The sequence below is a fragment of the Pseudomonas sp. 008 genome (assembly GCF_016861935.1).
Taxonomy (GTDB): domain Bacteria; phylum Pseudomonadota; class Gammaproteobacteria; order Pseudomonadales; family Pseudomonadaceae; genus Aquipseudomonas.
In genome coordinates this window covers 216,722-240,107 of record NZ_BOMA01000008.1, presented here as the reverse complement: position 1 = coordinate 240,107, position 23,386 = coordinate 216,722, and the positions used below count along the sequence as shown (strand labels likewise).

At 62.0% G+C, this 23,386-nt stretch carries 22 protein-coding genes; 16 read left to right on the top strand and 6 right to left on the bottom strand.

The genetic code is table 11. The features are described from left to right. Positions 1-73: 73 nt before the first annotated feature. The 4 genes from ruvX to gshB form a co-directional block, all read right to left on the bottom strand. Positions 74-520, bottom strand: a complete 447-nt coding sequence (gene ruvX, locus JUI81_RS18375; RefSeq protein ID WP_019580620.1) for a Holliday junction resolvase RuvX — start codon at positions 518-520, stop codon at positions 74-76. Beyond that, the gene (locus JUI81_RS18370) at positions 520-1,092 is read right to left on the bottom strand and encodes a YqgE/AlgH family protein (protein ID WP_204124792.1); all 573 of its coding nucleotides are present in this window, start codon (positions 1,090-1,092) and stop codon (positions 520-522) included. The genes ruvX and JUI81_RS18370 overlap by 1 nt, the downstream gene beginning before the upstream one ends. Positions 1,093-1,219: 127 nt before the next feature. Continuing rightward, positions 1,220-2,119 carry an energy transducer TonB gene (locus JUI81_RS18365; protein ID WP_026286615.1) on the bottom strand — a complete coding sequence of 300 codons (900 nt, stop codon included), beginning with the start codon at positions 2,117-2,119 and terminating at the stop codon, positions 1,220-1,222. A gap of 77 nt (positions 2,120-2,196) precedes the next feature. Then, the gene (gene gshB / locus JUI81_RS18360) at positions 2,197-3,150 is read right to left on the bottom strand and encodes a glutathione synthase (protein WP_019580622.1); all 954 of its coding nucleotides are present in this window, start codon (positions 3,148-3,150) and stop codon (positions 2,197-2,199) included. A gap of 221 nt (positions 3,151-3,371) precedes the next feature. Here gshB and pilG point away from each other — a divergent pair, with 221 nt between their 5' ends. From pilG to madM, 15 genes are all read left to right on the top strand, one after another. Beyond that, positions 3,372-3,776: a twitching motility response regulator PilG gene (gene pilG, locus JUI81_RS18355; RefSeq protein WP_007897954.1), complete on the top strand. Its 405-nt coding sequence runs from the start codon at positions 3,372-3,374 to the stop codon at positions 3,774-3,776. Positions 3,777-3,833: 57 nt separating this feature from the next. Continuing rightward, positions 3,834-4,199 (top strand): twitching motility response regulator PilH, encoded by a 366-nt coding sequence (gene pilH, locus JUI81_RS18350; protein ID WP_019580623.1) that lies wholly within the window; start codon positions 3,834-3,836, stop codon positions 4,197-4,199. A gap of 10 nt (positions 4,200-4,209) precedes the next feature. Further along, positions 4,210-4,764 carry a chemotaxis protein CheW gene (locus JUI81_RS18345; protein ID WP_019650233.1) on the top strand — a complete coding sequence of 185 codons (555 nt, stop codon included), beginning with the start codon at positions 4,210-4,212 and terminating at the stop codon, positions 4,762-4,764. Positions 4,765-4,804: 40 nt separating this feature from the next. Next, complete coding sequence (locus JUI81_RS18340; protein WP_018928717.1) at positions 4,805-6,862, top strand: methyl-accepting chemotaxis protein; 2,058 nt, start codon at positions 4,805-4,807, stop codon at positions 6,860-6,862. Positions 6,863-6,898: 36 nt separating this feature from the next. Then, a complete protein-coding gene (locus tag JUI81_RS18335) occupies positions 6,899-12,802 on the top strand; it encodes an Hpt domain-containing protein (protein ID WP_204124791.1) in 5,904 nt (1,967 codons plus the stop codon). Continuing rightward, positions 12,795-13,250, top strand: coding sequence for a chemotaxis protein CheW (locus tag JUI81_RS18330; protein WP_028939074.1), 456 nt, complete (start codon positions 12,795-12,797; stop codon positions 13,248-13,250). The genes JUI81_RS18335 and JUI81_RS18330 overlap by 8 nt, the downstream gene beginning before the upstream one ends. A gap of 212 nt (positions 13,251-13,462) precedes the next feature. After that, complete coding sequence (gene mdcA, locus JUI81_RS18325) at positions 13,463-15,133, top strand: malonate decarboxylase subunit alpha (RefSeq protein ID WP_204124790.1); 1,671 nt, start codon at positions 13,463-13,465, stop codon at positions 15,131-15,133. After that, a complete protein-coding gene (locus JUI81_RS18320) occupies positions 15,133-16,020 on the top strand; it encodes a triphosphoribosyl-dephospho-CoA synthase (RefSeq protein WP_204124789.1) in 888 nt (295 codons plus the stop codon). Before mdcA ends, JUI81_RS18320 begins: the two co-directional genes overlap by 1 nt. After that, entirely contained in the window at positions 16,020-16,319 is a 300-nt protein-coding gene (locus JUI81_RS18315; RefSeq protein ID WP_007941972.1) for a malonate decarboxylase subunit delta, read from the top strand. Before JUI81_RS18320 ends, JUI81_RS18315 begins: the two co-directional genes overlap by 1 nt. After that, positions 16,312-17,175: a biotin-independent malonate decarboxylase subunit beta gene (locus JUI81_RS18310; protein WP_204124788.1), complete on the top strand. Its 864-nt coding sequence runs from the start codon at positions 16,312-16,314 to the stop codon at positions 17,173-17,175. Before JUI81_RS18315 ends, JUI81_RS18310 begins: the two co-directional genes overlap by 8 nt. Beyond that, the gene (gene mdcE, locus JUI81_RS18305; protein WP_204124787.1) at positions 17,172-17,975 is read left to right on the top strand and encodes a biotin-independent malonate decarboxylase subunit gamma; all 804 of its coding nucleotides are present in this window, start codon (positions 17,172-17,174) and stop codon (positions 17,973-17,975) included. Before JUI81_RS18310 ends, mdcE begins: the two co-directional genes overlap by 4 nt. Then, positions 17,969-18,589 (top strand): malonate decarboxylase holo-ACP synthase, encoded by a 621-nt coding sequence (locus JUI81_RS18300; RefSeq protein ID WP_204124786.1) that lies wholly within the window; start codon positions 17,969-17,971, stop codon positions 18,587-18,589. The genes mdcE and JUI81_RS18300 overlap by 7 nt, the downstream gene beginning before the upstream one ends. Then, positions 18,586-19,497, top strand: a complete 912-nt coding sequence (gene mdcH, locus JUI81_RS18295; protein WP_204124785.1) for a malonate decarboxylase subunit epsilon — start codon at positions 18,586-18,588, stop codon at positions 19,495-19,497. The genes JUI81_RS18300 and mdcH overlap by 4 nt, the downstream gene beginning before the upstream one ends. Positions 19,498-19,563: 66 nt before the next feature. Then, positions 19,564-19,980 carry a malonate transporter subunit MadL gene (gene madL / locus JUI81_RS18290; protein WP_018928727.1) on the top strand — a complete coding sequence of 139 codons (417 nt, stop codon included), beginning with the start codon at positions 19,564-19,566 and terminating at the stop codon, positions 19,978-19,980. A 1-nt stretch (position 19,981) separates the two neighbouring features. Beyond that, complete coding sequence (gene madM / locus JUI81_RS18285; RefSeq protein WP_018928728.1) at positions 19,982-20,746, top strand: malonate transporter subunit MadM; 765 nt, start codon at positions 19,982-19,984, stop codon at positions 20,744-20,746. A 137-nt stretch (positions 20,747-20,883) separates the two neighbouring features. Here the strand turns inward: madM and JUI81_RS18280 are convergent, their stop codons facing one another. Further along, positions 20,884-21,798 carry a LysR substrate-binding domain-containing protein gene (locus JUI81_RS18280; protein WP_019580637.1) on the bottom strand — a complete coding sequence of 305 codons (915 nt, stop codon included), beginning with the start codon at positions 21,796-21,798 and terminating at the stop codon, positions 20,884-20,886. A gap of 157 nt (positions 21,799-21,955) precedes the next feature. Between JUI81_RS18280 and JUI81_RS18275 the strand changes: the two genes are divergently transcribed. After that, complete coding sequence (locus JUI81_RS18275) at positions 21,956-22,573, top strand: hemolysin III family protein (protein ID WP_019580638.1); 618 nt, start codon at positions 21,956-21,958, stop codon at positions 22,571-22,573. Between the two features lie 41 nt (positions 22,574-22,614). Here JUI81_RS18275 and JUI81_RS18270 read toward each other — a convergent pair whose 3' ends face one another. Continuing rightward, positions 22,615-23,334, bottom strand: a complete 720-nt coding sequence (locus tag JUI81_RS18270) for a 16S rRNA (uracil(1498)-N(3))-methyltransferase (protein WP_019580639.1) — start codon at positions 23,332-23,334, stop codon at positions 22,615-22,617. Between the last annotated feature and the right edge of the window lie 52 nt (positions 23,335-23,386).

Sequence of the window (23,386 nt, the reverse complement as noted above, 5' to 3'; positions counted from 1 at the left end):
CCGCTTTGTGGGTATGGCGCGTGGGTAGGGCTCGGGTTGTAGCTAAGGGAGCCGCCGTAGCGACTCTTCAGAATCAGTTGCTGGAGGATTCGAACAGTGCGGTGTTTTCGTCGAGCCAGCCTTGCAGCAGCAGGGCGGCGGCGATGGCATCGACCGGGTTGTCGCGGTAACTGCCCTTCTGGCCGCCACGGACCAGGCGTTCGCCTTTGGCCTCGAAGGTGGTCAGGCGTTCGTCGTGAGTATAGAAGGGCAGGTTGTAGCGGCCGTTCAAGCGCCGGGCGAATTTTTCGGCCCGCAGGCACATGTCGCTGGGCGTGCCGTCCATGTTCAGCGGCAGGCCGACCACCACGGCGTCGGGTTTCCACTCTTTGATCAGGGCTTCGACCTGATTCCAGTCGGGAATGCCATTTTGTGCCTTTAAGGTGCACAGCTCGCGGGCCTGGCCGGTAATCACCTGGCCGACCGCAACGCCGATCTGCTTGGTGCCGTAGTCGAAACCCAGAATCAGCCGCAGGGCCATCAGGCGTGCCCCGCCTGGCTGGTGAGCAGGCCGAGGTTGATACCCAGGTGCTTGGCCGCCGCTTCGAGACGTAACTCGCTGCTGGTGTTGAACAGGATGTCGGCATGGAACGGGCAAGTCAGCCAGGCGTTGTCGGCCAGTTCGGCTTCCAGTTGTCCGGCTTCCCAACCGGCATAGCCGAGGGTGATCACACTTTTCGCAGGACCGACGCCGTCGGCGATGGCGAACAGCACGTCCTGGGAGGTCGACAGCGACAACTCGCCTTCCAGATCAACGGTGGCCTGGTAGGTTTTTCCCGACGGGTGCAGGACAAAGCCGCGATCGGTTTGCACCGGACCGCCGATAAAGATCGGTACGTGCTGGCAGAGCACTGGCGGTTCGATATCGGGGCGCAATTGCTCGAGGATATCGGCCAGGTTCAGGTCCTGCGGACGGTTGACCACCAGCCCCATGGCACCATTGGCCGTGTGCTCGACGATGTAGGTCAAGGTGTGCGCAAAGTTCGGGTCGGCCATGTGAGGCATGGCGATCAGGAAGTGATGCTTGAGGTAGCTGGGGCTGACGTTCTTCATGAGCGCTAGTGTGGCGTTGGAGGGGCGAACTGACAAGCTGAGGATGCACAGGAAATGCCTGTGCAGGTGTCTTTTTGATCCGGGCTTGCCTGCGAAGGTATTGGCTGAATCACTGCAAATCTTCCGGCTAATTACTGGACAACCGGTCCCCGCGCGCAAACCTCCAGGTGCGGATGATTTCCAGGCGGTCGATGTCCGACAGATCCCCGGTAAACGGTGCGAACGGCGCGGCCAGCCGTACGATGCGCTGCGCCGCCTGATCCAGCAGCGGTTGGCCGGACGATTCCAGCACCAACACTTCATACAGCGAGCCGTCGCGGTTGATCGAGACCATCAGGCGCAAGTTGCCATAAATCTGTTTGCGTCGGGCCTCGTCGGGGTAGTTGAGGTTGCCGATGCGCTCGACCTTCTTGCGCCATTCATCCTTGTACCAGGCACCCTTGTCGCGCATGGTCGACGCGGCGCTCAAGCGGTGGATGCGCGGGCGCTTGGCGTACAGCTGTTGTTCATTGGCCAGTTCTGCTTCCAGGCTGGCGATGTCGCTGGACAGCTGTGAGCTGTCGAAGGTCGGTGCTTCGACCTTGGGCTTGGTCTCGGTCTTGACGTCTTCCTGCTTGGTCGCGGCTTTTTTCGGCTTCGGCGCGACAGTCGTCACGGCGGCCTTGGGTGCGGCTTCCTGCACTTGGGGTTTAGCGGTTGGCGGCGGAGTGACCGTCTGCACCTTGTTGTCCTGGAAGGGCGCGACCTCGGTGGTCTTGGGAATGGCCTTTTTATCCAGGGTGCCGCTGCCTTGCTGATTCTCTTGAGCGAGGAAATCGGCTTTTTTCGGCTTGGTTTCGCTTTTGAAGGTGGCGAGGGTGATTTCCAGGGTTTTGCTGATTTGCTTGGGTTCGACCATGGTGAACCCGACGCCCAACAGCAAGGCCAGGTGAATCAGCGCCGCGAGAAACAGGGTAAAACCGAGGCGATCGGCCGGGCGCACGCCACGATGGGCGAGTTCAGGGGGCAGATCGGACGGGAGTGTCATGACAAGAAAACCAACATCGCGTTTTTTACAGGCCGGCGATGATAACGCAATGTTGGTTGTTTCTTGGCTGTTCTCGATCAACGAGCCTTGAGCTTCTGATCGATGGCATCCATCAACTGGCCACCAATGTCGGTGCCGAACGCATTATCGATCTCGCGAATGCAGGTCGGGCTGGTGACGTTGATTTCGGTCAGGTGCTCACCGATCACGTCGAGACCGACGAACAGCAAGCCCTTCTCGCGCAGGGTCGGGCCGACTTGCGCGGCGATCCAGCGATCTTTCTCGGTCAGCGGTCGGGCTTCGCCACGGCCACCGGCGGCGAGGTTGCCACGGGTTTCGCCTGCTGCCGGAATCCGCGCCAGGCAATAATCCACAGGCTCGCCGTCGATCATCAGGATGCGCTTGTCGCCATCAACGATCGCCGGCAGGTAGCCCTGGATCATGATCTGCTGCTTGCCATGCAGGGTCAGGGTTTCGAGGATCACCGACAGGTTCGGGTGGCCCGCGGTGTGACGGAAGATCGACGAACCGCCCATGCCGTCCAGCGGCTTGAGGATCACGTCACCGTGATGGTCGGCAAATTCACGCAACACGTCCGGGCGACGGCTGACGATGGTCGGCGGCGTGCACTGCGGGAACAGTGTGGCGAACAGCTTCTCGTTGCAGTCACGCAGGCTTTGCGGCTTGTTGACCACCAGCACGCCGGCGTTCTCGGCTTGCTCCAGCAGGTAAGTGGAGTAGACGAACTCCATGTCGAACGGCGGATCCTTGCGCATCAGAATCACGTCCAGGTCGCTCAGCAGTGCGTCGGATTCGGCGCCCAGCTCGAACCACTTGTGCGGGTCGGCGAAGACTTTCAGCGGACGCATCCGCGCGCGCGCCTGGCCCTCGGCCTGATACAAATCGCGCTGTTCCATATAGAACAGTTCCCAGCCACGCTTTTGCGCGGCCAGCAGCATGGCCAGCGAGCTATCCTTTTTATAGGAGATGCTGGCGATAGGATCCATGACAATCCCGACGCGAATGCTCATGGGGTTTTCCTCGAAATTGGGGTGGAAAGTGCGATGAAAAAGTGGCGTCAGAGTGGCGCTGAGTGGGTTCCCGGTCAAGGAAAAACCACCGCACAGGTCACCCGATAGATTGGACGGGGAGACTGTGCTAAAAAGGCTGCCATGCCGTCTTGGCCCTTGAGTATCAAGGGTTTCGGGCCGCAAACGGACAAAATGATTCACAAAGGCGACGGTGAGCCCCTATGGAACAGCATTCCAGCGCCTTGAAGGTCATGGTGATCGATGATTCGAAAACGATTCGTCGCACCGCCGAAACGCTGTTGAAAAACGTGGGCTGTGAAGTCATCACCGCAATCGATGGTTTCGATGCCCTGGCCAAGATTGCCGACAATCACCCAGGCATCATCTTTGTCGACATCATGATGCCGCGTCTGGATGGCTATCAGACCTGCGCGTTGATCAAGAACAACAGTGCGTTCAAGTCCACGCCAGTGATTATGCTGTCGTCCAGGGACGGGTTGTTCGACAAGGCCAAGGGGCGGATCGTCGGCTCCGACCAGTTTTTGACCAAGCCTTTCAGCAAGGAAGAACTGCTGAACGCGATTCAGGCCCACGTACCGGGCTTTGCTGTCGTTTCGCCGCAGTAGGACACGCACAGTGACGCTCGGCCAGTGGGCCTTGCGTCGACAAGAATGGGGAAGACCATGGCACGTATTCTGATCGTCGATGATTCGCCGACTGAAATGTACAAACTGACCGGCATGCTCGAAAAGCACGGTCATGAAGTGTTGAAAGCCGAAAACGGCGCCGACGGCGTGGCCCTGGCCCGCCAGGAAAAACCCGACGCGGTGCTGATGGACATCGTCATGCCCGGCCTCAACGGTTTCCAGGCGACCCGTCAGCTGACCAAAGACTCGGAAACCGCACACATCCCGGTGATCATCATCACCACCAAGGATCAGGAAACCGACAAAGTCTGGGGCACGCGCCAGGGCGCCAAGGACTACCTGACCAAACCGGTCGATGAAGACACCCTGATCAAGACGCTGAACAACGTGCTGGCCGGTTGATCGTCCGGCCATGACCGAGTCGCTGACGGCCTTCGAACTGCTGCTGCAGATTGATCAGCGTTGTCGTCTGCTGGCGGCGGACCTGCCGTCCCAGCCGACTCGACAGGACAGCTGGAGCGGCATCGGTTTTCGCTTGGGCGAGCACGGGTACGTCGCGCCCATGGGCGAAGTCAGCGAAGTCCTGCACGAACCGCGCGTTACCCAAATGCCGGGGGTCAAGCCCTGGGTCAAGGGCGTAGCGAACCTGCGTGGGCGGCTGCTGCCGATCATGGATGTGTACGGCTTCTTTTATGGTTATGAGGCCGGCCATGAACTGTCGGCCTCGCGCAAGCAGCGGCGGATACTGGTGGTGGAGCATAACGACGTGTTCGCCGGGTTGCTGGTCGATGAGGTCTTCGGCTTGCAGCACTTTGCCCAGGACAGCCTGGAGCCGGTGCCCATGGACGAGCTGCAGGGGCCGATTGCGCCGTTCGTCAAAGGCCGCTTTCAGCGTGAGCAGAATTGGCAGGTGTTCAGCCCGTTTGCGTTGGCGCAGTCGCAAGGTTTCATGAATGTAGCGCTGTAGCCGGGGCGTAGGTTGAATTGGGCAGGACAGGCGAGGACCGATGATTAAAGCAAACGCAGGTACGCCGGAAGGGTCGCGCAGCCGGTCGCAGATCATTGTGCTGTTCATCGCACTGATCATCTTCATCATGCTGCTGTTCGCCAACTTCGCGTACCTCAACACCCAGGCGAATTACGACAAACAGTACATCGGCCACGCCGGTGAGCTGCGCGTGCTGTCGCAACGCATTGCCAAGAATGCCACCGAAGCCGCCGCCGGCAAGGCTGCGGCGTTCAAGTTGCTCAGTGATGCGCGCAACGACTTCGCCCTGCGTTGGGGCTATCTGAAAAAAGGCGATCCCTCCACCGGCCTGCCGCCGGCACCGTCCACCGTGCGCCCGGAAATGCGCGCGGTGCAGCTGGATTGGGAGCGGCTGCTGAAAAATACCGATGCCATTCTCTCCAGCGAACAGACTGTGTTGTCGTTGCATCAAGTCGCCGCGACCCTGGCCGAAACCGTGCCGCAGTTGCAGGTCGAGTATGAAAAGGTCGTCGAAACCCTCCTGCAACGTGGCGCCCCGGCCGCTCAGGTGGCGATGGCCCAGCGTCAGTCGCTGCTGGCCGAGCGCATTCTCGGTGCAGTGAACACCGTGCTGTCCGGCGACGAAAACTCGCAGCAGGCCGCCGACGCCTTCGGTCGCGACGCGGCGCGTTTCGGCCAGGTACTCAACGGCATGCTTCAAGGCAATGCGGCCCTGAAAATCAGCCAGGTCGAAGACCGTGATGCCCGTGCCCGGTTGACCGAAATTTCCGAGCTGTTTGAATTCGTGTCGGGCTCGGTGGACGAAATCCTCGAAACCTCGCCGGAGCTGTTCAAGGTCCGCGAATCGGCCAGCAACATTTTTACCCTGTCGCAAACCCTGCTCGATGAAGCTTCGCACTTGGCCAGCCGTTTCGAAAACCTCGCCGGCGGGCGCAACACCGATACCATCGGCGGCTACGTGCTGGGTTTGCTCGCGTTGATGTCGATCATCCTCATTGGCTTGGTGATGGTGCGCGAAACCAACCGTCAGTTGCGTGAAACCGCTGAGAAGAACGAGCGCAATCAGAGCGCGATCATGCGCCTGCTGGACGAAATTGAAGACCTGGCCGACGGTGACCTGACCGTGACCGCCTCGGTGACCGAAGACTTCACCGGGACCATCGCCGACTCGATCAACTATTCCGTCGACCAACTGCGCGATCTGGTGGCGACTATCAACCTCACCGCCGGCCAGGTCGCCGCCGCCGTGCAGGAAACCCAGGCCACCGCGATGCACCTGGCCCAGGCCTCGGAGCATCAGGCGCAGCAGATTTCCGAAGCCTCCATGGCGATCAACGACATGGCCGAATCCATTGATCAGGTCTCGGCCAATGCCGCCGAATCCTCAGCGGTGGCCGAGCGCTCGGTGGAAATTGCCAACAAGGGCAACGAAGTGGTGCACAACACCATCCACGGCATGGACAATATTCGCGAACAGATTCAGGACACCGCCAAGCGCATCAAACGCCTCGGTGAGTCTTCTCAGGAAATCGGCGACATTGTTAGCCTGATCGATGACATTGCCGATCAGACCAACATCCTCGCCCTCAACGCGGCCATTCAGGCGTCCATGGCCGGTGACGCCGGGCGCGGTTTTGCGGTGGTGGCCGACGAAGTACAGCGGCTGGCCGAGCGCTCGTCCGCGGCGACCCGGCAAATCGAAACGCTGGTGCGGGCCATTCAGACCGACACCAACGAAGCGGTGATTTCCATGGAGCAGACCACCACCGAAGTGGTGCGCGGCGCGCGTCTGGCGCAGGATGCCGGAGTGGCCCTGGAAGAAATCGAAGGCGTATCGAAGACCCTCGCGGCATTGATCCAGAGTATTTCCAACGCCGCGCAGCAACAGACGTCTTCGGCCGGCCAGATTTCCCTGACGATGAACGTGATCCAGCAGATCACCACGCAGACCTCGTCCGGCTCCACCGCCACTGCCGAGAGCATTGGCAACCTGGCGAAAATGGCCAGCCAGCTGCGGCGTTCGGTGTCCGGTTTCACCTTGCCGGCCAAGCCTGCGCAAGCTGCGGACAACGCTTGAACCGCCTCAGGGCGTATGCATTTGATTGGAGTAGTTATGGGTGATCGGCACGACTATGTGGCCCTCGAATGGGTCAAAGGCGAGATTGCCGAAACGCTGAAGCAGGCTCATCAGGCGATCGAGACCCTGATCGACGACCCGCAGGCGACGCACGCGCTGAGTGAGTGCCTGGCCTGTGTCCATCAGGTGCACGGCAGTTTGCAGATGGTCGAGTTCTACGGCGCGGCGCTGCTTGCCGAAGAGATCGAGCAACTGACCAGCGCCTTGCAGCAGAACCGCATCAGCCATCGCGACGAGGCCATTCGTTTGCTGCTGCATGCCCTGGGACAATTGCCGACTTACCTCGACCGGGTGCAGGGCGCCCGGCGTGACCTGCCGCTGGTGGTGTTGCCGCTGATCAACGACCTGCGCAGTGCCCGTGGCGAAAGCCTGTTGTCGGAAACCAGCCTGTTCAGCCCGCAACTGCCGGAACTGCCGCCCCTGAGCGAAGAAGCCCTGGCGCTGCTGGAGCCGTCCGACTTGCCAAATGTGCTGCGCAAGTTGCGGCAAATGCTGCAGATGGCGCTGGTCGGCTTGCTGCGCGAGCAGGATGACGAAACCCACTTGGCTTACCTGGCCAGGGTTTTTGCACGTCTTGAAGGGCTGTGCGGCAATGCGCCGCTGAGCCCGTTATGGCACGTCGCTTCGGCGCTGGTCGAAGGCATGCGCAATGGCTCGATCGCCAACAGCCCCGCGTTGCGCAGCCTGTTCAAGGAGGCCGACAAAGAGCTCAAGCGTCTGCTCGAGCAAGGCATGCCCGCGATCAATCAACCGGCACCGCCAGAGCTGCTCAAGAGTTTGTTGTTCTATATTGCCAAGGCCGAACACCCCACCGGGCAGATGCTGACCATGAAAGATCGCTACTCACTGGACGACGCGCTACCCGACAGTGCGATGGTCGATGAAGAACGGGCAAGGCTGGCCGGCCCTGATCGCGACGCCATGCGCTCGGTATTGGCGGCGTTGTGCGAAGAGCTGGTGCGGGTCAAGGAGCGCCTGGACCTGTTCGTGCGCAGCGACCGCCAGCACACCTCGGACCTCGAAAGCCTGCTGGCGCCCCTGCGGCAAATCGCCGACACCCTGGCGGTGCTCGGTTTCGGCCAGCCGCGCAAGGTCATCATCGATCAACTGGCGGTGGTGCTGAGCCTCGCCCAGGGCCAGCGCGAACCCAACGACGCGACCCTCATGGACGTCGCCGGGGCCTTGCTCTACGTCGAAGCGACCCTGGCCGGCATGGTCGGCACCGTGGAGCCGGAAAGCCAGGAAGACAGCCGTCTGCCGACCACCGACCTGACGCAGATCCACCAGATCGTGATCAAGGAAGCGCGCATCTGCCTGCAACAGGCCAAGGACATGATCGTCGACTACATCGACGCCGACTGGGACCGTCAGCATTTACAGCCGTTGCCGGCATTGCTGACCCAAGTGCGCGGTGCGCTGGCGATGATTCCGTTGGCCCGCGCGGCGAGCCTGGTCGAGGCCTGTAACGGTTTCATCCGCGAGCATCTATTGGTGGACCCGGGGCAGCCCGGCTGGCAGCAACTGGACAGCCTGGCCGACGTCATCACCAGCATCGAGTATTACCTGGAGCGCCTCAGCGACGACCCTGAAGCGCCGGGGGAACAACTGCTCGATGTCGCGGAAAAAGGTCTGGCCGCACTCGGCTGTTTCCCCAGCGAACAGCACGTGCCGATGCTTGAGGATGTGCTCAGCCCCAGTGAAGCCCTGGTGATGCAGGACATGCAGGAGCTGGACGACCCCGAAACCGTCCAGTCGTTGGCCGATGTACTGGCCAGCCCGGTGTCGTCCGTCAACCCGCCGGCACTGACGATGCCCGGTAGTCTGTTGCCGCCGCCCGCCGATGAACAACCGGTGGACGATGAACTGCGGGAAGTCTTCCTCGAAGAAACCGACGAGGTTCTGGAAATCCTCCAGGAGTACCTGCCGCGCTGGTCGGCCAATCCCGACAGCACATCGGTTTTGAGTGAATTACGCCGCGCCTTCCACACCCTCAAGGGCAGTGGCCGGATGGTCCGCGCGTTGGTGCTGGGCGAGCTGGCCTGGGCGGTGGAAAACCTGCTCAACCGCGTGCTTGAACACAGCGTTGCACCTTTGCCTGCAGTGCAGCAACTGGTGGGCGACGCGCTGAAGTTGCTGCCGGAACTGGTGGCCGAGTTCGCCGCCAACGCCCAGCGCCAGCGCAACGATGTCGATCAATTGGCCGCCCGCGCCCATGCCCTCGCCAAGGGTGATGAACCGCTGTCCGATGAGGACGCACAGGATGTCGCGGCGCTCGATCCGCTGTTGCTGGAGATCTTCCGCAACGAAGCCGAAACCCATTTGAACAGCCTCAATCGCTTCCTCGATCAGGCCGCCGAGCACGTACCGCTGCAGGCCAGCGACGAGTTGCAGCGAGCCTTGCACACCCTCAAGGGCAGCGCGTCGATGGCCGGCGTGCTGCCGATTGCCGAGCTGGCGGCGTCGCTGGATCAACTGGCCCGGGAGTACAAGGCGCACCGGATTGCCCTCGACCTGGACGAAGTCGAGTTGCTGCTGGAAGCCGAAGGCTTGTTCCGCCTGGGGCTGCGACAGCTCAAGAGCGACCCGCTGGCCGAAATCCCCGGCGCCCGTTCGTTGATTGAACGCACCCGGACATTGCTGGCCGAACATCTGCAAAGCCTGTCGAGCGCGCCCGGCACGGGGCTGCGGATCAAACGCGACCCGCAACTGATCAACAACTTCCTCGCCCAGGGCATGGACATCCTGCTGGACGCCGAAAGCCTGTTGCAGCGCTGGCAGCAGCATCCCGGCGAGCGCCAGGAACTCAGCGCGCTGCTGGACGAATTGACCACCCTCGGTGAAGGTGCGCACCTGGCCGACCTGCATCCGGTGGACGAGCTCTGTGAAGCCTTGCTCGATCTCTATGGCGCTGTGGAAGAAAGCAGCCTGGCGGTCAGCGACAGGTTTTTCCACGAGGCACAAAGTGCCCACGAAGCGCTGATCAACATGCTCGATGAACTGGCTGCCGGCCAGGAAGTCACTGCGCAACCGCAGCGGGTGCGGGCCTTGCGCGGCTTGCTGGATGAGAGTCTCGACCCATCCTCCATGGGCCTGATTCGCAGTGATGGCAGCCGCACCCTGAGCATTCGAGAGCTGGGCAGCGCCACGGCCGAGCTGGAGCAGGCCGCGACTGAGGTAGATCTGGACGACGAAATCGTTTCGATCTTTCTTGAGGAAGCGGTGGATATCCTTGAAAGCGCCGGCCAGGCCTTGCAACGCTGGTTGAGCGACCCGGAAAACGCCGCGCCGCTACTGTCTTTACAGCGCGATCTGCACACCCTCAAGGGTGGTGCGCGGATGGCCGAGGTCGAGCCGGTCGGCGATCTGGCCCATGAGCTGGAAAGCCTTTATGAAGGCCTGGTGGACCGCCGTTACAGCCATAGCGAAGCGCTGGCGCAGTTGCTGCAACAGAGCCATGACCGACTGGCCGTGTTCCTCGAACAGTTGCAGCACAACCGTCCGTTGGGCGATCCGGGCGAATTGATCGAGGCCATTCGTGAGTTTCGTCTGGGTAATGCCGGCAGTGCCGAGGTGATCGAACCGGCGGCCAGCAACGACTCGGCGGGGCATGATCCCGAGCTTCTGGACATCTTCCTCGAAGAAGGTTTCGACATCATTGAAAACTCCGGCGCAGCATTGTTGCGCTGGCAGGCCGAACCATCGAATCGTCAAGAAGTGGAAACCCTGCTGCGCGACCTGCATACCCTCAAGGGTGGCGCGCGAATGGTGGAGATCGCGCCGATCGGCGACCTGGCCCATGAGCTGGAATTCCTCTACGAAGGCTTGTCCGCTGGCGCGCTGCAACCGACCGCGGCGCTGTTCGCGCTGTTGCAAAGCAGCCATGACCGACTGGCGCAGATGCTCGACGCCACCCGCGCCGGTCAGCCACTGCCACCGGCCGATCAGCTGATCGAGGCGATCAAGAACTTCAGCCATCCGGCGGTGCCCGAAACACCGACACCGGTGGCGATGCCCGCGGCGCCCAAAGCCGAGCCAGCCACGCTGCAACCCGAAGCCGCCGACACGGTCAAGGTCTCGGCGGAGTTGCTTGACGACCTGGTCAACCTGGCCGGGGAGACTTCGATCTTCCGTGGCCGTATCGAACAACAGGTTAACGATGCACGGGTGGCCCTGAGCGAGATGGAAACGACCATCGAGCGTATGCGCGACCAGTTGCGCCGCCTCGATACCGAAACCCAGGGGCGGATTCTCAGCCGTCAGCAAGTCGAGGCCGAGCGCCTGGGTTATGAAGAGTTCGACCCGTTGGAGATGGACCGTCACTCGCAGCTGCAACAGCTGTCGCGGGCATTGTTCGAGTCCGCCTCCGACCTGCTCGACCTCAAGGAAACCCTCGACCGGCGCAATCAGGATGCGGAAAACCTGCTGCAACAGCAGGGCCGCATCAACACCGAATTGCAGGAAGGCCTGATGCGCACGCGCATGGTGCCGTTCGAACGAATGCTGCCGCGTTTGAAGCGCATCGTCCGTCAGGTTTCCAGCGAACTGGGCAAGGATGTGGAATTCATCGTCGGCAACGCCGAAGGCGAAATGGACCGCAACGTCCTCGAGCGCATGGCCGCGCCGCTGGAACACATGCTGCGCAACGCCGTCGACCATGGGCTGGAGTCGGCCGAGGTGCGGATCGCGGCCGGTAAACCGGCCCAGGGCAAGATCACCCTCGACCTGTCGCGAGAGGGCGGCGACATCATTTTCGACATCTGCGACGACGGCGCCGGCGTGCCGCTGGACGCCGTGCGGCGCAAGGCGATCAAGCGCGGGTTGCTCGCCCCGGACAGCGACATCAGCGATCGCGACGTGCTGCAATTCATCCTGCAACCGGGATTTTCCACCGCCGAGAAAATCACCCAGATCTCCGGGCGTGGCGTCGGCATGGACGTGGTTCACGAAGAAGTCCGGCAGCTCGGCGGGACCATGAGCATCGACTCGACTTCGGGGCAGGGCGTGCATTTCCGGATTCGCTTGCCGTTCACCGTGTCGGTCAATCGCGCGCTGATGGTGCAATGCGGAGAGGATCAATACGCGATCCCGCTGAACACCATCGACGGCATCGTTCGCGTGCTGCCCAACGAACTCGAAGGGCACTACCGGCTCGATCCACCGAGCTACGAATACGCCGGGCAACGCTATGAGCTGTGCTACCTCGGCGATCTGCTGAAAACCAGCACCCGCCCGAAACTGCTGGGCCAGAACCTGCCGTTGCCGGTGTTGCTGGTGCAGTGCAACGAGCGGCACGTTGCGGTGCAGGTGGACGCCATGGCCGGCACCCGGGAAATCGTGGTCAAAAGCCTCGGCCCGCAGTTCGCCGCGGTGCAGGGTTTGTCCGGTGCGACGATCCTGGGTGATGGTCGGGTGGTGCTGATTCTCGACTTGCTGGCACCGATCCGCGCGATGCAAGCGCAGGTGCCGCAACGGCCGGTGACCCAGGACATAGAGCCCGAGGCGCAACGGCCGTTGCTGGTGCTGGTGGTCGATGATTCGGTCACCGTGCGCAAGGTCACCAGCCGTCTGCTGGAACGTCACGGCATGAACGTGCTGACCGCCAAGGACGGTGTTGACGCCATGCTGCTGCTGGAAGAGCACATGCCCGACCTGATGCTGCTGGACATCGAAATGCCACGCATGGACGGCTTCGAAGTGGCGACCCAGGTGCGCGCCGACGAACGCTTACAGCATCTACCGATCATCATGATCACCTCCCGCACGGGTCAAAAACACCGCGACCGCGCCATGGCCATCGGCGTCAACGACTACCTCGGCAAGCCGTATCAGGAATCGGTGCTGCTCGACAGCATCGCCCGCTGGAGCAAAACCCATGCATGAGCACCGCTCCAGCAACCTTACCGGCTTGCTACTGCCTTTGGCCGACCGCAACTTGATCCTGCCCAACGTCGCCGTCGCTGAACTCATCGACTATCAGCCGGGGGCTTTCGATCTCGATACACCGCCGTGGTATCTGGGGCGGGTGACGTGGCGGGAACGGCAGATTCCGTTACTCAGTTTTGAGTCGGCGTGTGGCAGCAAAGTGGTGATCGGCGAGCGGGCGCGGATCGTCATCCTCAACGCCCTTGGCGGGCGGCCTGAGTTGAAGTTCATTGCGCTGCTGGTGCAGGGGATTCCGCGTTCTTACAAGCTCGATAGTCAGTTGAGTTATGTCGACGTGCCGTTGTGTTCGCTGGAAAAGGCGGCGGTGCAGGTGGGGGAGCAAGTGGCCAAGGTGCCTGACTTGCTCGCGCTGGAGGAACTGCTTGTAAGTGCGGGTCTGGTCTGACCGGATCCCTGTGGCGAGGGGGCAAGCCCCCTCACCACAAGGTTTCTGCGTCAGGTTGAAGATTCCCAGAAAGGGACCGTTCGGTCCCATTTTGGGACTTATCACTGATCGATCATTACCCTGACCGTAACAATCCAACACTCTGCTTGATTGATGCCCCGCCCCCAACACTCCTAAGGTGACTCCCACGACAGCGAACCCGTGGAGTGGTCATGACAACAACAATATCCCCCGACTCGCGATGGACGCGGCGGCGCAGCGAAAAGCAGCGGCGTCTCGAATTGGTGAAGGGGCTTGCCGACGGTGTGGTGTTGCCCACCGACAAGATCGTGGCGGCGCTGGAGGTGTTGATTCTGCCCGGCGATCGTGTGGTGCTGGAGGGCAATAACCAGAAGCAGGCGGATTTCCTGTCTCGCTCCCTGGCCAAGGCCGATCCGGGCAAGCTACATGATTTGCACATGATCATGCCCAGCGTCGGGCGCTCCGAGCACCTGGACCTGTTTGAACGCGGCATCGCGCGCAAGCTCGACTTTTCGTTCGCCGGCACCCAAAGCCTGCGCATCAGCCAGTTGCTCGAAGACGGTTTGCTGGAAATCGGCGCGATCCACACCTACATCGAACTCTATGCGCGACTGGTGGTGGACCTGATCCCCAACGTCGTGCTCTCGGCCGGTTTCATGGCCGACCGCGCCGGCAACATCTACACCGGCCCAAGCACCGAAGACACGCCCGCGTTGATCGAACCGGCGGCCTTCAGTGACGGCATCGTCATCGTTCAGGTCAATCAACTGGTGGACGATGTTAGCGACCTGCCTCGCGTGGATATCCCCGCGTCCTGGGTCGACTTCGTGGTAGTGGCCGACAAGCCGTTCTACATCGAGCCGTTGTTCACCCGCGACCCACGGCACATCAAGCCTGTGCATGTGTTGATGGCGATGATGGCGATCCGCGGGATCTACGAAAAACACAACGTCCAGTCACTGAACCACGGCATCGGTTTCAACACCGCCGCCATCGAACTGATCCTGCCGACCTACGGCGAGTCCCTCGGCCTCAAGGGCAAGATCTGCCGCAACTGGACGCTCAATCCGCACCCAACCCTGATCCCGGCCATCGAAAGTGGCTGGGTCGAAAGTGTGCATTGCTTCGGCACCGAACTGGGCATGGAAAACTACATCGCCGCCCGGCCTGACGTGTTCTTCACCGGTCGCGATGGCTCCCTGCGCTCCAACCGGATGTTCAGTCAGCTCGCCGGGCAATACGCGGTGGACCTGTTCATCGGCGCGACCCTGCAAGTCGATGGCGACGGTCATTCCTCCACGGTGACTCGCGGTCGCCTGGCCGGTTTCGGTGGCGCGCCGAACATGGGGCACGACCCGCGCGGTCGTCGTCACGGCACGCCAGCCTGGCTCGACATGCGCCACACCGACGTGGCCGAGCCGATGCTCGAACGCGGCAAGAAACTCGTGGTGCAGATGGTCGAGACCTTCCAGGAGGGCGGCAAACCGACCTTCGTCGAAACCCTCGACGCGGTGGAGGTGGCGAAGAAAAGCGGCATGCCGCTGGCGCCGATCATGATCTATGGCGACGACGTCACCCATCTGCTCACCGAAGAAGGCATCGCCTACTTGTACAAGGCCCGCTCCCTCGAAGAGCGCCAGGCGATGATCGCTGCTGTCGCCGGGGTGACCGCCATCGGCTTGCGCCACAACCCCAAAGACACCGCGCGCATGCGCCGCGAAGGCCTGATCGCCTTGCCCGAAGACCTCGGCATCCGCCGCACCGACGCCACTCGCGAGTTGCTCGCAGCGAAAAGCGTGGCCGATCTGGTGGAGTGGTCCGGTGGCCTCTACAACCCGCCCGCCAAGTTCAGGAGCTGGTAATGCACGCATTCAACCTGCAACCGAGAACGTTAACCCAGCCCTTGTCGATGCCCGAACGGCTGGCGGACCTGGCAGTGGACGCGCTGATCGACGAAGCGGACCTGTCGCCGAAACCGGCGCTGGTGGACCGTCGCGGCAATGGTGCGCACACCGATTTGCACCTCGGGCTGATGCACGCTTCGGCGTTGTCCCTGTGGCCGGCGTTCAAGGCAATGGCGGACGCGGCCATCGAGCTCGGTGAAGTCGGCCTGCCCCTGCGTGAAGCTGTCGGGTGCATTGGTCGTGAAGGCGAGCAAGTGATGCTCGCTACTACGGGCGGTGTGAACACCCATCGTGGGGCGATCTGGGCCTTGGGGCTTCTGGTCACGGCCGTCGCGCTGGAACCTGAATCCTGTGCCGCAAGCTCAATCGCTTTGCGCGCTGCACGCCTGGCCTTGCTCGACGACCGTTACTCGCCACGTCCTTTAAGTCACGGTGCCCAGGTCGCCCAACGCTACGGCGCACGCGGTGCCCGTGAAGAGGCACAGCTCGGTTTCCCGGCGGTGATTCAACGCGCATTGCCGCAACTCAAACGCAGCCGCGCCGCAGGCGTTGCTGAACAGAACGCCCGGCTCGATGCCTTGCTGGCGATCATGACGACACTGGCCGACACCTGTGTGCTCTACCGCGCCGGCGAAACCGGCCTGCACACCATGCAACTCGGTGCTCAAGCCGTGCTCGACGCGGGTGGCAGCGCCAGCCTCGCCGGTCGCCGCCGTTTGCTCGAGCTGGACCAACAATTAATCGCGTTGAATGCCTCGCCCGGCGGCGCTGCGGACTTGCTCGCAGCCTGTCTGTTCATCGACCGCATTGAGTCGTGCGACGGCATCTTCCAGGGAGCGTTTTGATGGAAACCTTATCCTTTGAATTCCCCGCCGGGCAGCCGCCACGGGGCAGGGCGCTGGTGGGCTGTGTAGGCTCGGGCGATCTGGAAGTGCTGATCGAGCCAGGGCTGGCGGGCAAGCTGACGATCCAGGTGCAGACCTCGGTCAATGGCAGCGAACAACGCTGGCAGCATCTGTTCGCACGGATGTTCGATGGCCAGACACCGCCGGCGATGGCGATTGATATCCACGATTTCGGCGCCACCCCTGGCGTGGTGCGCTTGCGTCTGGAACAGGGCTTTGAGGAGATTGGCCATGACTGACAGCGCAGCACTTCTCAACCCATTCCTTGAAAGGCAGAGCTTCGTCGAACTCGGTGCTCGGCAACGGGCAAAAGCGCTGCTCGATGCCGGCACCTTCCGCGAATTGCTCGACCCGTTTCAGCGCGTCATGTCGCCATGGCTATCGCGCCAGGGCGTGGTACCGCAAGCCGATGACGGGGTGGTGATCGCCAAGGGCAGCATTGGCGGTCTGCCAGTGGTGATCGCGGCCATCGAAGGCGCGTTCCAGGGTGGCAGCCTGGGTGAAGTCGGCGGGGCGAAGATTGCCGGTGCGCTGGAGCTGGCCGCCGAGGACAACCGCAAAGGCATTGCCACTCGCGCCGTGTTGCTGCTGGAAACCGGCGGCGTGCGTTTGCAGGAAGCCAATCTCGGGCTGGCGGCGATTGCCGATATTCATGCGGCGATCGTCGATCTGCGCCAGTACCAACCGGTAATCGGCGTGGTCGCCGGTAGCGTCGGCTGTTTTGGTGGGATGTCGATTGCCGCCGGGTTGTGCAGTTATTTGCTGGTAACCCAGGAAGCACGCCTTGGCCTCAACGGCCCGCAGGTGATCGAGCAGGAAGCCGGGCTTGAGGAATACGACTCCCGTGATCGCCCGTTTATCTGGAGCCTGACCGGCGGCGAGCAACGGTTCGCCAGTGGCTTGGTGGATCGCTATGCCGAGGACGACGTGGCGCAGATTCAGCAGCAGGTCGGCGAATTGCTCAAGCAAGGTTTGCCGGCGCAAACCCGCAGCCGCCAGGCCGAATGGTTCCTGCAACGGCTGGCGTGCCTGGACGCCGAACCGCAAATCGAGCCGGCGACGGTTCGCGATCTGTATCAAGGAGAGCGTTCATGAGTTCGTATTCCCTGAGGGGCCTGAACTGGTTCAACGCCTTGAGCGCTGGCGCGAAATCGGTCGAAGGTTTGCCGGCTTCGTTGAACGTCGCCGACGGTGTACTGGGCGATCAGCCCGTGCGGTTTATTGCGGTGGTGGCCGACCCCGACAACCGCTTTGTCCGCGCCCGCAATGGCGAGGTGGGTCTGCTGGAAGGTTGGGGCCTGGCCAAAGCGGTGGATGAGGTGATCGAAGCCGATCGGGATACACCGCACAAACGGGCGTTGATCGCCATCGTCGATGTGCCGAGCCAGGCTTACGGTCGGCGTGAAGAAGCGCTCGGCATTCATCAGGCCTTGGCCGGTGCGGCGGACAGTTATGCCCGCGCCCGACTGGCCGGCCATGCGGTGATCGGTTTGTTGGTGGGCAAGGCGATGTCCGGGGCGTTTCTGGCTCATGGGTATCAGGCCAACCGGCTGATCGCGTTGCGCGATCCGGGGGTGATGGTGCATGCGATGGGCAAGGCGTCGGCGGCGCGGGTCACGTTGCGCAGTGTCGAAGAACTGGAGGCGCTGGCCGCCAGCGTGCCACCGATGGCCTATGACATCGACAGCTATGCCAGCCTGGGTTTGCTCTGGGAAACCTTGTCGGTGGAGCAGATCGAGCAGCCGACCGCAGCAGATTTGGCGCGAGTGAATGAATGCCTGAACCAGGCGATTGGCGATGTCGCTGCCGGCGGTCGCGATCTGAGCAGCCGCCTGGGTGCGAGTAACCGCGCCGCGTCGAGCAAGGTTCGCCAGTTGCTGAGAGCGCAGTGGTGAACAGGTTTCTGCCCCACGACCTGCTTTGGGGGATGACCCCGGAGCAGTTGCCGGCGGATGCGCCTGGGTGGGTGGTCGAGTCGATCAGCGCGGGTCAGCCGGTGGTAGTTCGGCGCGCGATCACCGCGCCGGGTCAAATCGCGGTCGGAGTGCGTGGGCGCTTGCGTGAGCAGCGTTATGCAACGTCGATGGCCGTTGCTGCGATTTCTCATCGGGTACGGCCGGAAGAGCTCTGCCATGTCGAGTCGACTCGCGACCTGCCGGCCCTGCGAGCGCTGGCGCACCTGCGGCCGCTGCTCGACACCTGTGGTTGGGTGTGGGGTGTCAGCGGCAGCGCCGGGTTTGAATTGGCCAGTGGTTTTGCGGCACTCCATGAACGTAGCGATCTCGACTTGATCCTGCGTACTCCGCAGCCGCTGAGCCGATCTCAAGCGCAGGTGTTGATGATGCTGATCGGCACCGCCGAGTGCCTGGTGGACATGCAATTGCAGACGCCCAATGGCGCTGTCGCCCTGCGCGAATGGGCGGGTCCGTCGCAACGGGTTCTACTCAAGAACGCCCATCAAGCGTGTCTGGTCTGCGATCCTTGGAACCCGCAGGAGCAAGCAGCGTGAGCAGCTTGCTGGTGTTCCCCGGTCAGGGCGCGCAGCAGCCGGGCATGCTCCATCGCTTGCCTCGGGAAACGCTGATCGAGGCGAGCGAGGTGCTTGGCGAAGACGTCTTGCTGCTCGATTCTGCCAAGGCGTTGCAGTCGACAAGGGCGGTTCAGCTGTGCCTGCTGATTGCCGGCGTCGCCGCTTCGCGTCAGTTATCAATGGCACCGGATTACGTGGCGGGACTGTCCATTGGTGCCTATCCGGCGGCGGTGGTTGCGGGCGCCTTGAGTTTCAGTGATGCGCTGCATCTGGTCAGCCTGCGCGGTGAGCTGATGCAGCAGGCATATCCTCAAGGCTACGGCATGACCGCGATCATCGGTCTGGAATTGGCGACGGTGGAGGGGTTGCTGGCGCAGGTTCACTGTGTTGATACACCGGTTTACCTGGCCAACATCAGCGCCGATAACCAGGTGGTGATCGCCGGCAGCGATGCTGCGATGAAAGCGGTCGCCGAGTTGGCAAAAGGGCGTGGCGCCGGTCTGGCCAAGCGCCTGGCGGTCAGCGTGCCGTCCCATTGTCCGCTGCTGGAAGTTTCCGCAAAGACCTTGGCCGAAGCATTCGCCGGGGTGCAATTGAAAACGCCAACCGTGGGTTACCTGAGCGGCAGCCGCGCACGACCCGTTATTAACACTGACGCGTTGCGCGACGACCTGGCGTTCAACATGTGCCGCGTCGTCGATTGGCGCGGTACGGTGCAAAGCGCTTACGAGCGCGGTGTACGTCTACAGATCGAACTGCCGCCCGGTGCGGTGTTGACCGGGCTGGCGCGCCGGGTGTTCGAGCAGGGCACCGTGATTGCCTACGACGGTGCACGGCTCGATACCTTGCAGGCGCTGTTGCGTGAGGAGGGAAGCCGCCAACCCTAGATCACCGACTCAGGCTTCGAACTACAAAAACAACAAATCCGACGATGCACTTTGAGGACTACAACAATGATTATTTACGGTGTGGCGCTGTTGGCGATCTGTACGCTGGCAGGGGTGATCATGGGTGACATGCTCGGCGTGTTGCTGGGTGTGAAATCCAACGTCGGCGGGGTCGGGATCGCGATGATCCTGCTGATTTGCGCGCGGTTGTGGATGCAAAAACGCGGCGGCATGACCAAGGATTGCGAGATGGGCGTCGGCTTCTGGGGCGCCATGTACATTCCGGTGGTGGTTGCCATGGCGGCGCAACAGAACGTGGTCACCGCCCTGCACGGCGGCCCGGTGGCGGTGCTGGCGGCGATCGGTTCGGTGGTGCTCTGCGGCTGCACCATTGCGTTGATCAGCCGAACCCACAAAGGCGAACCCTTGCCCGATGAACCGGTGGACATAACACCGGTCGGCACGCCAGTAGGAGGTCGCTGATATGTGGGAACTCATTGAGAAAGGCCTGGTAAATAACAGTCTGGTCACGGCATTCGCGTTTGTTGGCGTAATCATGTGGGTGTCGGTGATTCTGTCCAAGCGCCTGACTTTCGGGCGGATTCATGGCTCGGCGATTGCCATCGTCATCGGCCTGGTGCTGGCCTGGGTTGGCGGCACCATGACCGGCGGGCAAAAAGGCCTGGCGGATCTGTCACTGTTTTCCGGCATCGGCTTGATGGGCGGCGCCATGTTGCGTGACTTCGCCATCGTTGCCACGGCGTTCGAGGTGCAGGCCACCGAAGCGAAAAAGGCCGGGATGATTGGCGTCATCGCGCTGCTGCTGGGCACGATTCTGCCGTTCATTGTCGGGGCGAGCATTGCCTGGGTGTTCGGTTATCGCGATGCGATCAGCATGACCACCATTGGCGCGGGTGCGGTGACGTACATCGTCGGGCCGGTGACGGGTGCTGCGATTGGGGCCTCATCCGATGTGATGGCGCTGTCGATTGCCACCGGGTTGATCAAGGCGATTCTGGTGATGGTCGGCACGCCGGTGGCGGCGCGCTGGATGGGCCTGGATAACCCGCGCTCGGCGATGGTATTTGGCGGCTTGGCCGGGACGGTGAGTGGTGTGACTGCCGGGTTGGCGGCGACGGATCGGCGGTTGGTGCCGTATGGCGCGCTGACGGCGACGTTCCATACCGGGCTTGGATGCTTGCTTGGGCCTTCGTTGCTGTACTTCGTTGTTCGCGGGATTGTCGGGTAGGTTCGAGAGTTGTACCGCCTATGATGACGCCTTCGCGGGCAAGCCTCGCTCCTACAGGGTATGTGTTGTGCCCAAATCCCGCGGCACTCCGAAATCCTGTAGGAGCGAGGCTTGCCCGCGAAGGCCTCGACACGGTCTCAAGCCTGGCGATTGGCATACATCCGGCACTCCGCCAACAGCGCCAGCAAATTCGGATCACGCTCCTTGGCCTTGAGAAACACCACGCCGATGTGCTGCTGCAACCGGTACTTTTCCTGCAATGGGATCAGCTTCACCCGGTTCTCATACACCGCCGCAATCCGCCCCGGCAGCAGCGCATAACCCACCCCCGAGCTGACCATGCTCAGCAGGGTGAAGATGTCGTTGACCTGCATCGCCACCTTCGGCTCGAACCCCGCCTGCTTGAACACCCGAATACCGTCCTGGTGCGTGGCGAAGCCTTGGGTCAGGGTGATGAATGTTTCGTCGCGCACCTCGGCCAGGTCGACTTCGCTCCGCTGGGCAAAGGGCGAGTCCGCTGGGGTGGCGAGGAAGATGTCATCGGAAAACAGCGGGATCTGCTCGCAGTCCGGGTCGTTGACGCTGTCGTCCAGTGACACCAGGATCGCGTCGACTTCCATGTTCTTGAGCTTGTACAGCAGGTCGATGTTCGAGCCCAGGATCAGGTCGATATTGAGTTCGCTGCGGCGGATTTTCAGGCCCATGATCAGCTGCGGTACGGTCTTCACCGTCAGCGAATACAGCGAGCCGAGTTTGAAACGTTCGGCGGAGAACCCGGCGGCTTCGCGGGTCAGGCGCACGGTTTCGAGCACATCCTGAATCAGCTTCTGCGCCCGCTCTTCCAGCACATAAGCGCTTTCCAACGGGGTCAGGTTGCGGCCTTCGTGCTTGAATAGCGGGCAACGCAAGGCGCTTTCCAGGGAGTGGATGGCGCGATGCACGCTAACGTTACTGGTCTGTAACTCGACGGCGGCGCGGGCCAGGTTGCCGGTGCGCATGAAGGCGAGGAACACCTCGAGTTTTTTCAGGGTCAACTCTTCATCGATCAACATGGGCCAGACTCTTATTCGAATGTCTCGATTGTGCCCAATTGGCTAACGTTTGGCTCGATGGCTTTCGTAGGGGGCATTGTGTTCTGAAACATTGCGCTTTTAACCTTGAAGCCTGAGCCTTGCGCGCGGCGGTAATGAACGTAGAGGTGAGCGACACATGTATCACGGGGAAAGATTGAACGCCTGGACGCATTTGGTCGGGGCTGTAGCAGCATTTATCGGGGGCGTGTGGCTGCTGGTGATCGCCAGTATGGATGGCAGCCCGTGGAAGATCGTCAGTGTGGCGATTTACGCGTTTACCTTGCTGGTGCTCTACAGCGCCTCGACCGTGTACCACAGCGTGCGTGGGCGCAAGAAAGCGATCATGCAGAAGGTCGATCACTTTTCGATCTACTTGCTGATCGCCGGCAGTTACACGCCGTTCTGCCTGGTGACCCTGCGTGGGCCGTGGGGCTGGACGCTGTTCGGGATTGTCTGGGGGCTGGCGCTGATTGGCATCCTGCAAGAGATCAAACCGCGCTCGGAAGCACGGATTCTGTCGGTCGTGATTTACGCGGTGATGGGCTGGATCGTGCTGGTGGCGGTCAAGCCGTTACTGGCGGCATTGGGCCCTGTCGGCTTTACCTTGCTGGCGTCGGGCGGGGTGTTGTACACCGTGGGGATTATCTTTTTTGCCCTCGACCATCGTCTGCGCCACGCCCATGGGATCTGGCATCTGTTCGTGATCGCCGGGAGTTTGCTGCACTTTGTGGCGATTTGGTTCTACGTCTTGTGACCGCTTTTGTGGCGAGGGGCAAGCCCCCTCGCCACAAGTCCCTAGAAGTCACCCCAGAGTTGTTGGGCCACCGCCAACGCCACCACCGGCGCGGTTTCGGTGCGCAGCACGCGCGGGCCGAGGCGGGCGGCGTGGAAGCCGCCGGCCTTGGCCTGTTCGACTTCAACGTCGGACAAGCCGCCCTCCGGGCCGATCAGGAACGCCAGGCTTGCAGGTTTGGCGTGGCTCACCAGCGGCTCGGCCACCGGATGCAGCACCAGTTTCAATTCGGCCGCGGTCTGCTTCAACCAGTCAGCCAACAGCAATGGCGGATGAATCACCGGCACCCGTGAGCGCCCACACTGCTCGCAGGCGCTGATCGCCACCTGACGCCAGTGCATCAGGCGTTTGTCGGCGCGTTCGTCCTTGAGGCGGACTTCGCAGCGGTCGGTGAAAATCGGGGTGATTTCGCTGACGCCCAGTTCGGTGGCTTTCTGAATCGCCCAGTCCATCCGTTCGCCACGGGACAAGCCCTGGCCGAGATGGACCGCCAGCGACGACTCGACCTGGCCGGTAAAGCTTTCATCGATTTGCACCACCACGCGCTTCTTGCCGACTTCCACCAGCGTGCCGCGAAACTCGTGGCCCGAGCCGTCGAACAATTGCACCGCATCACCCTCGGCCATGCGCAGCACACGGCTGATGTAATGCGCCTGGGCTTCGGGCAACTCGTGTTCGCCGGTGCTCAAAGGGGCGTCGATAAAGAAGCGGGACAGTCTCATCTTGGGTCTCTACTGAATCAGAAATTTGGATCGAGTCGCTTTTGTGGCGAGG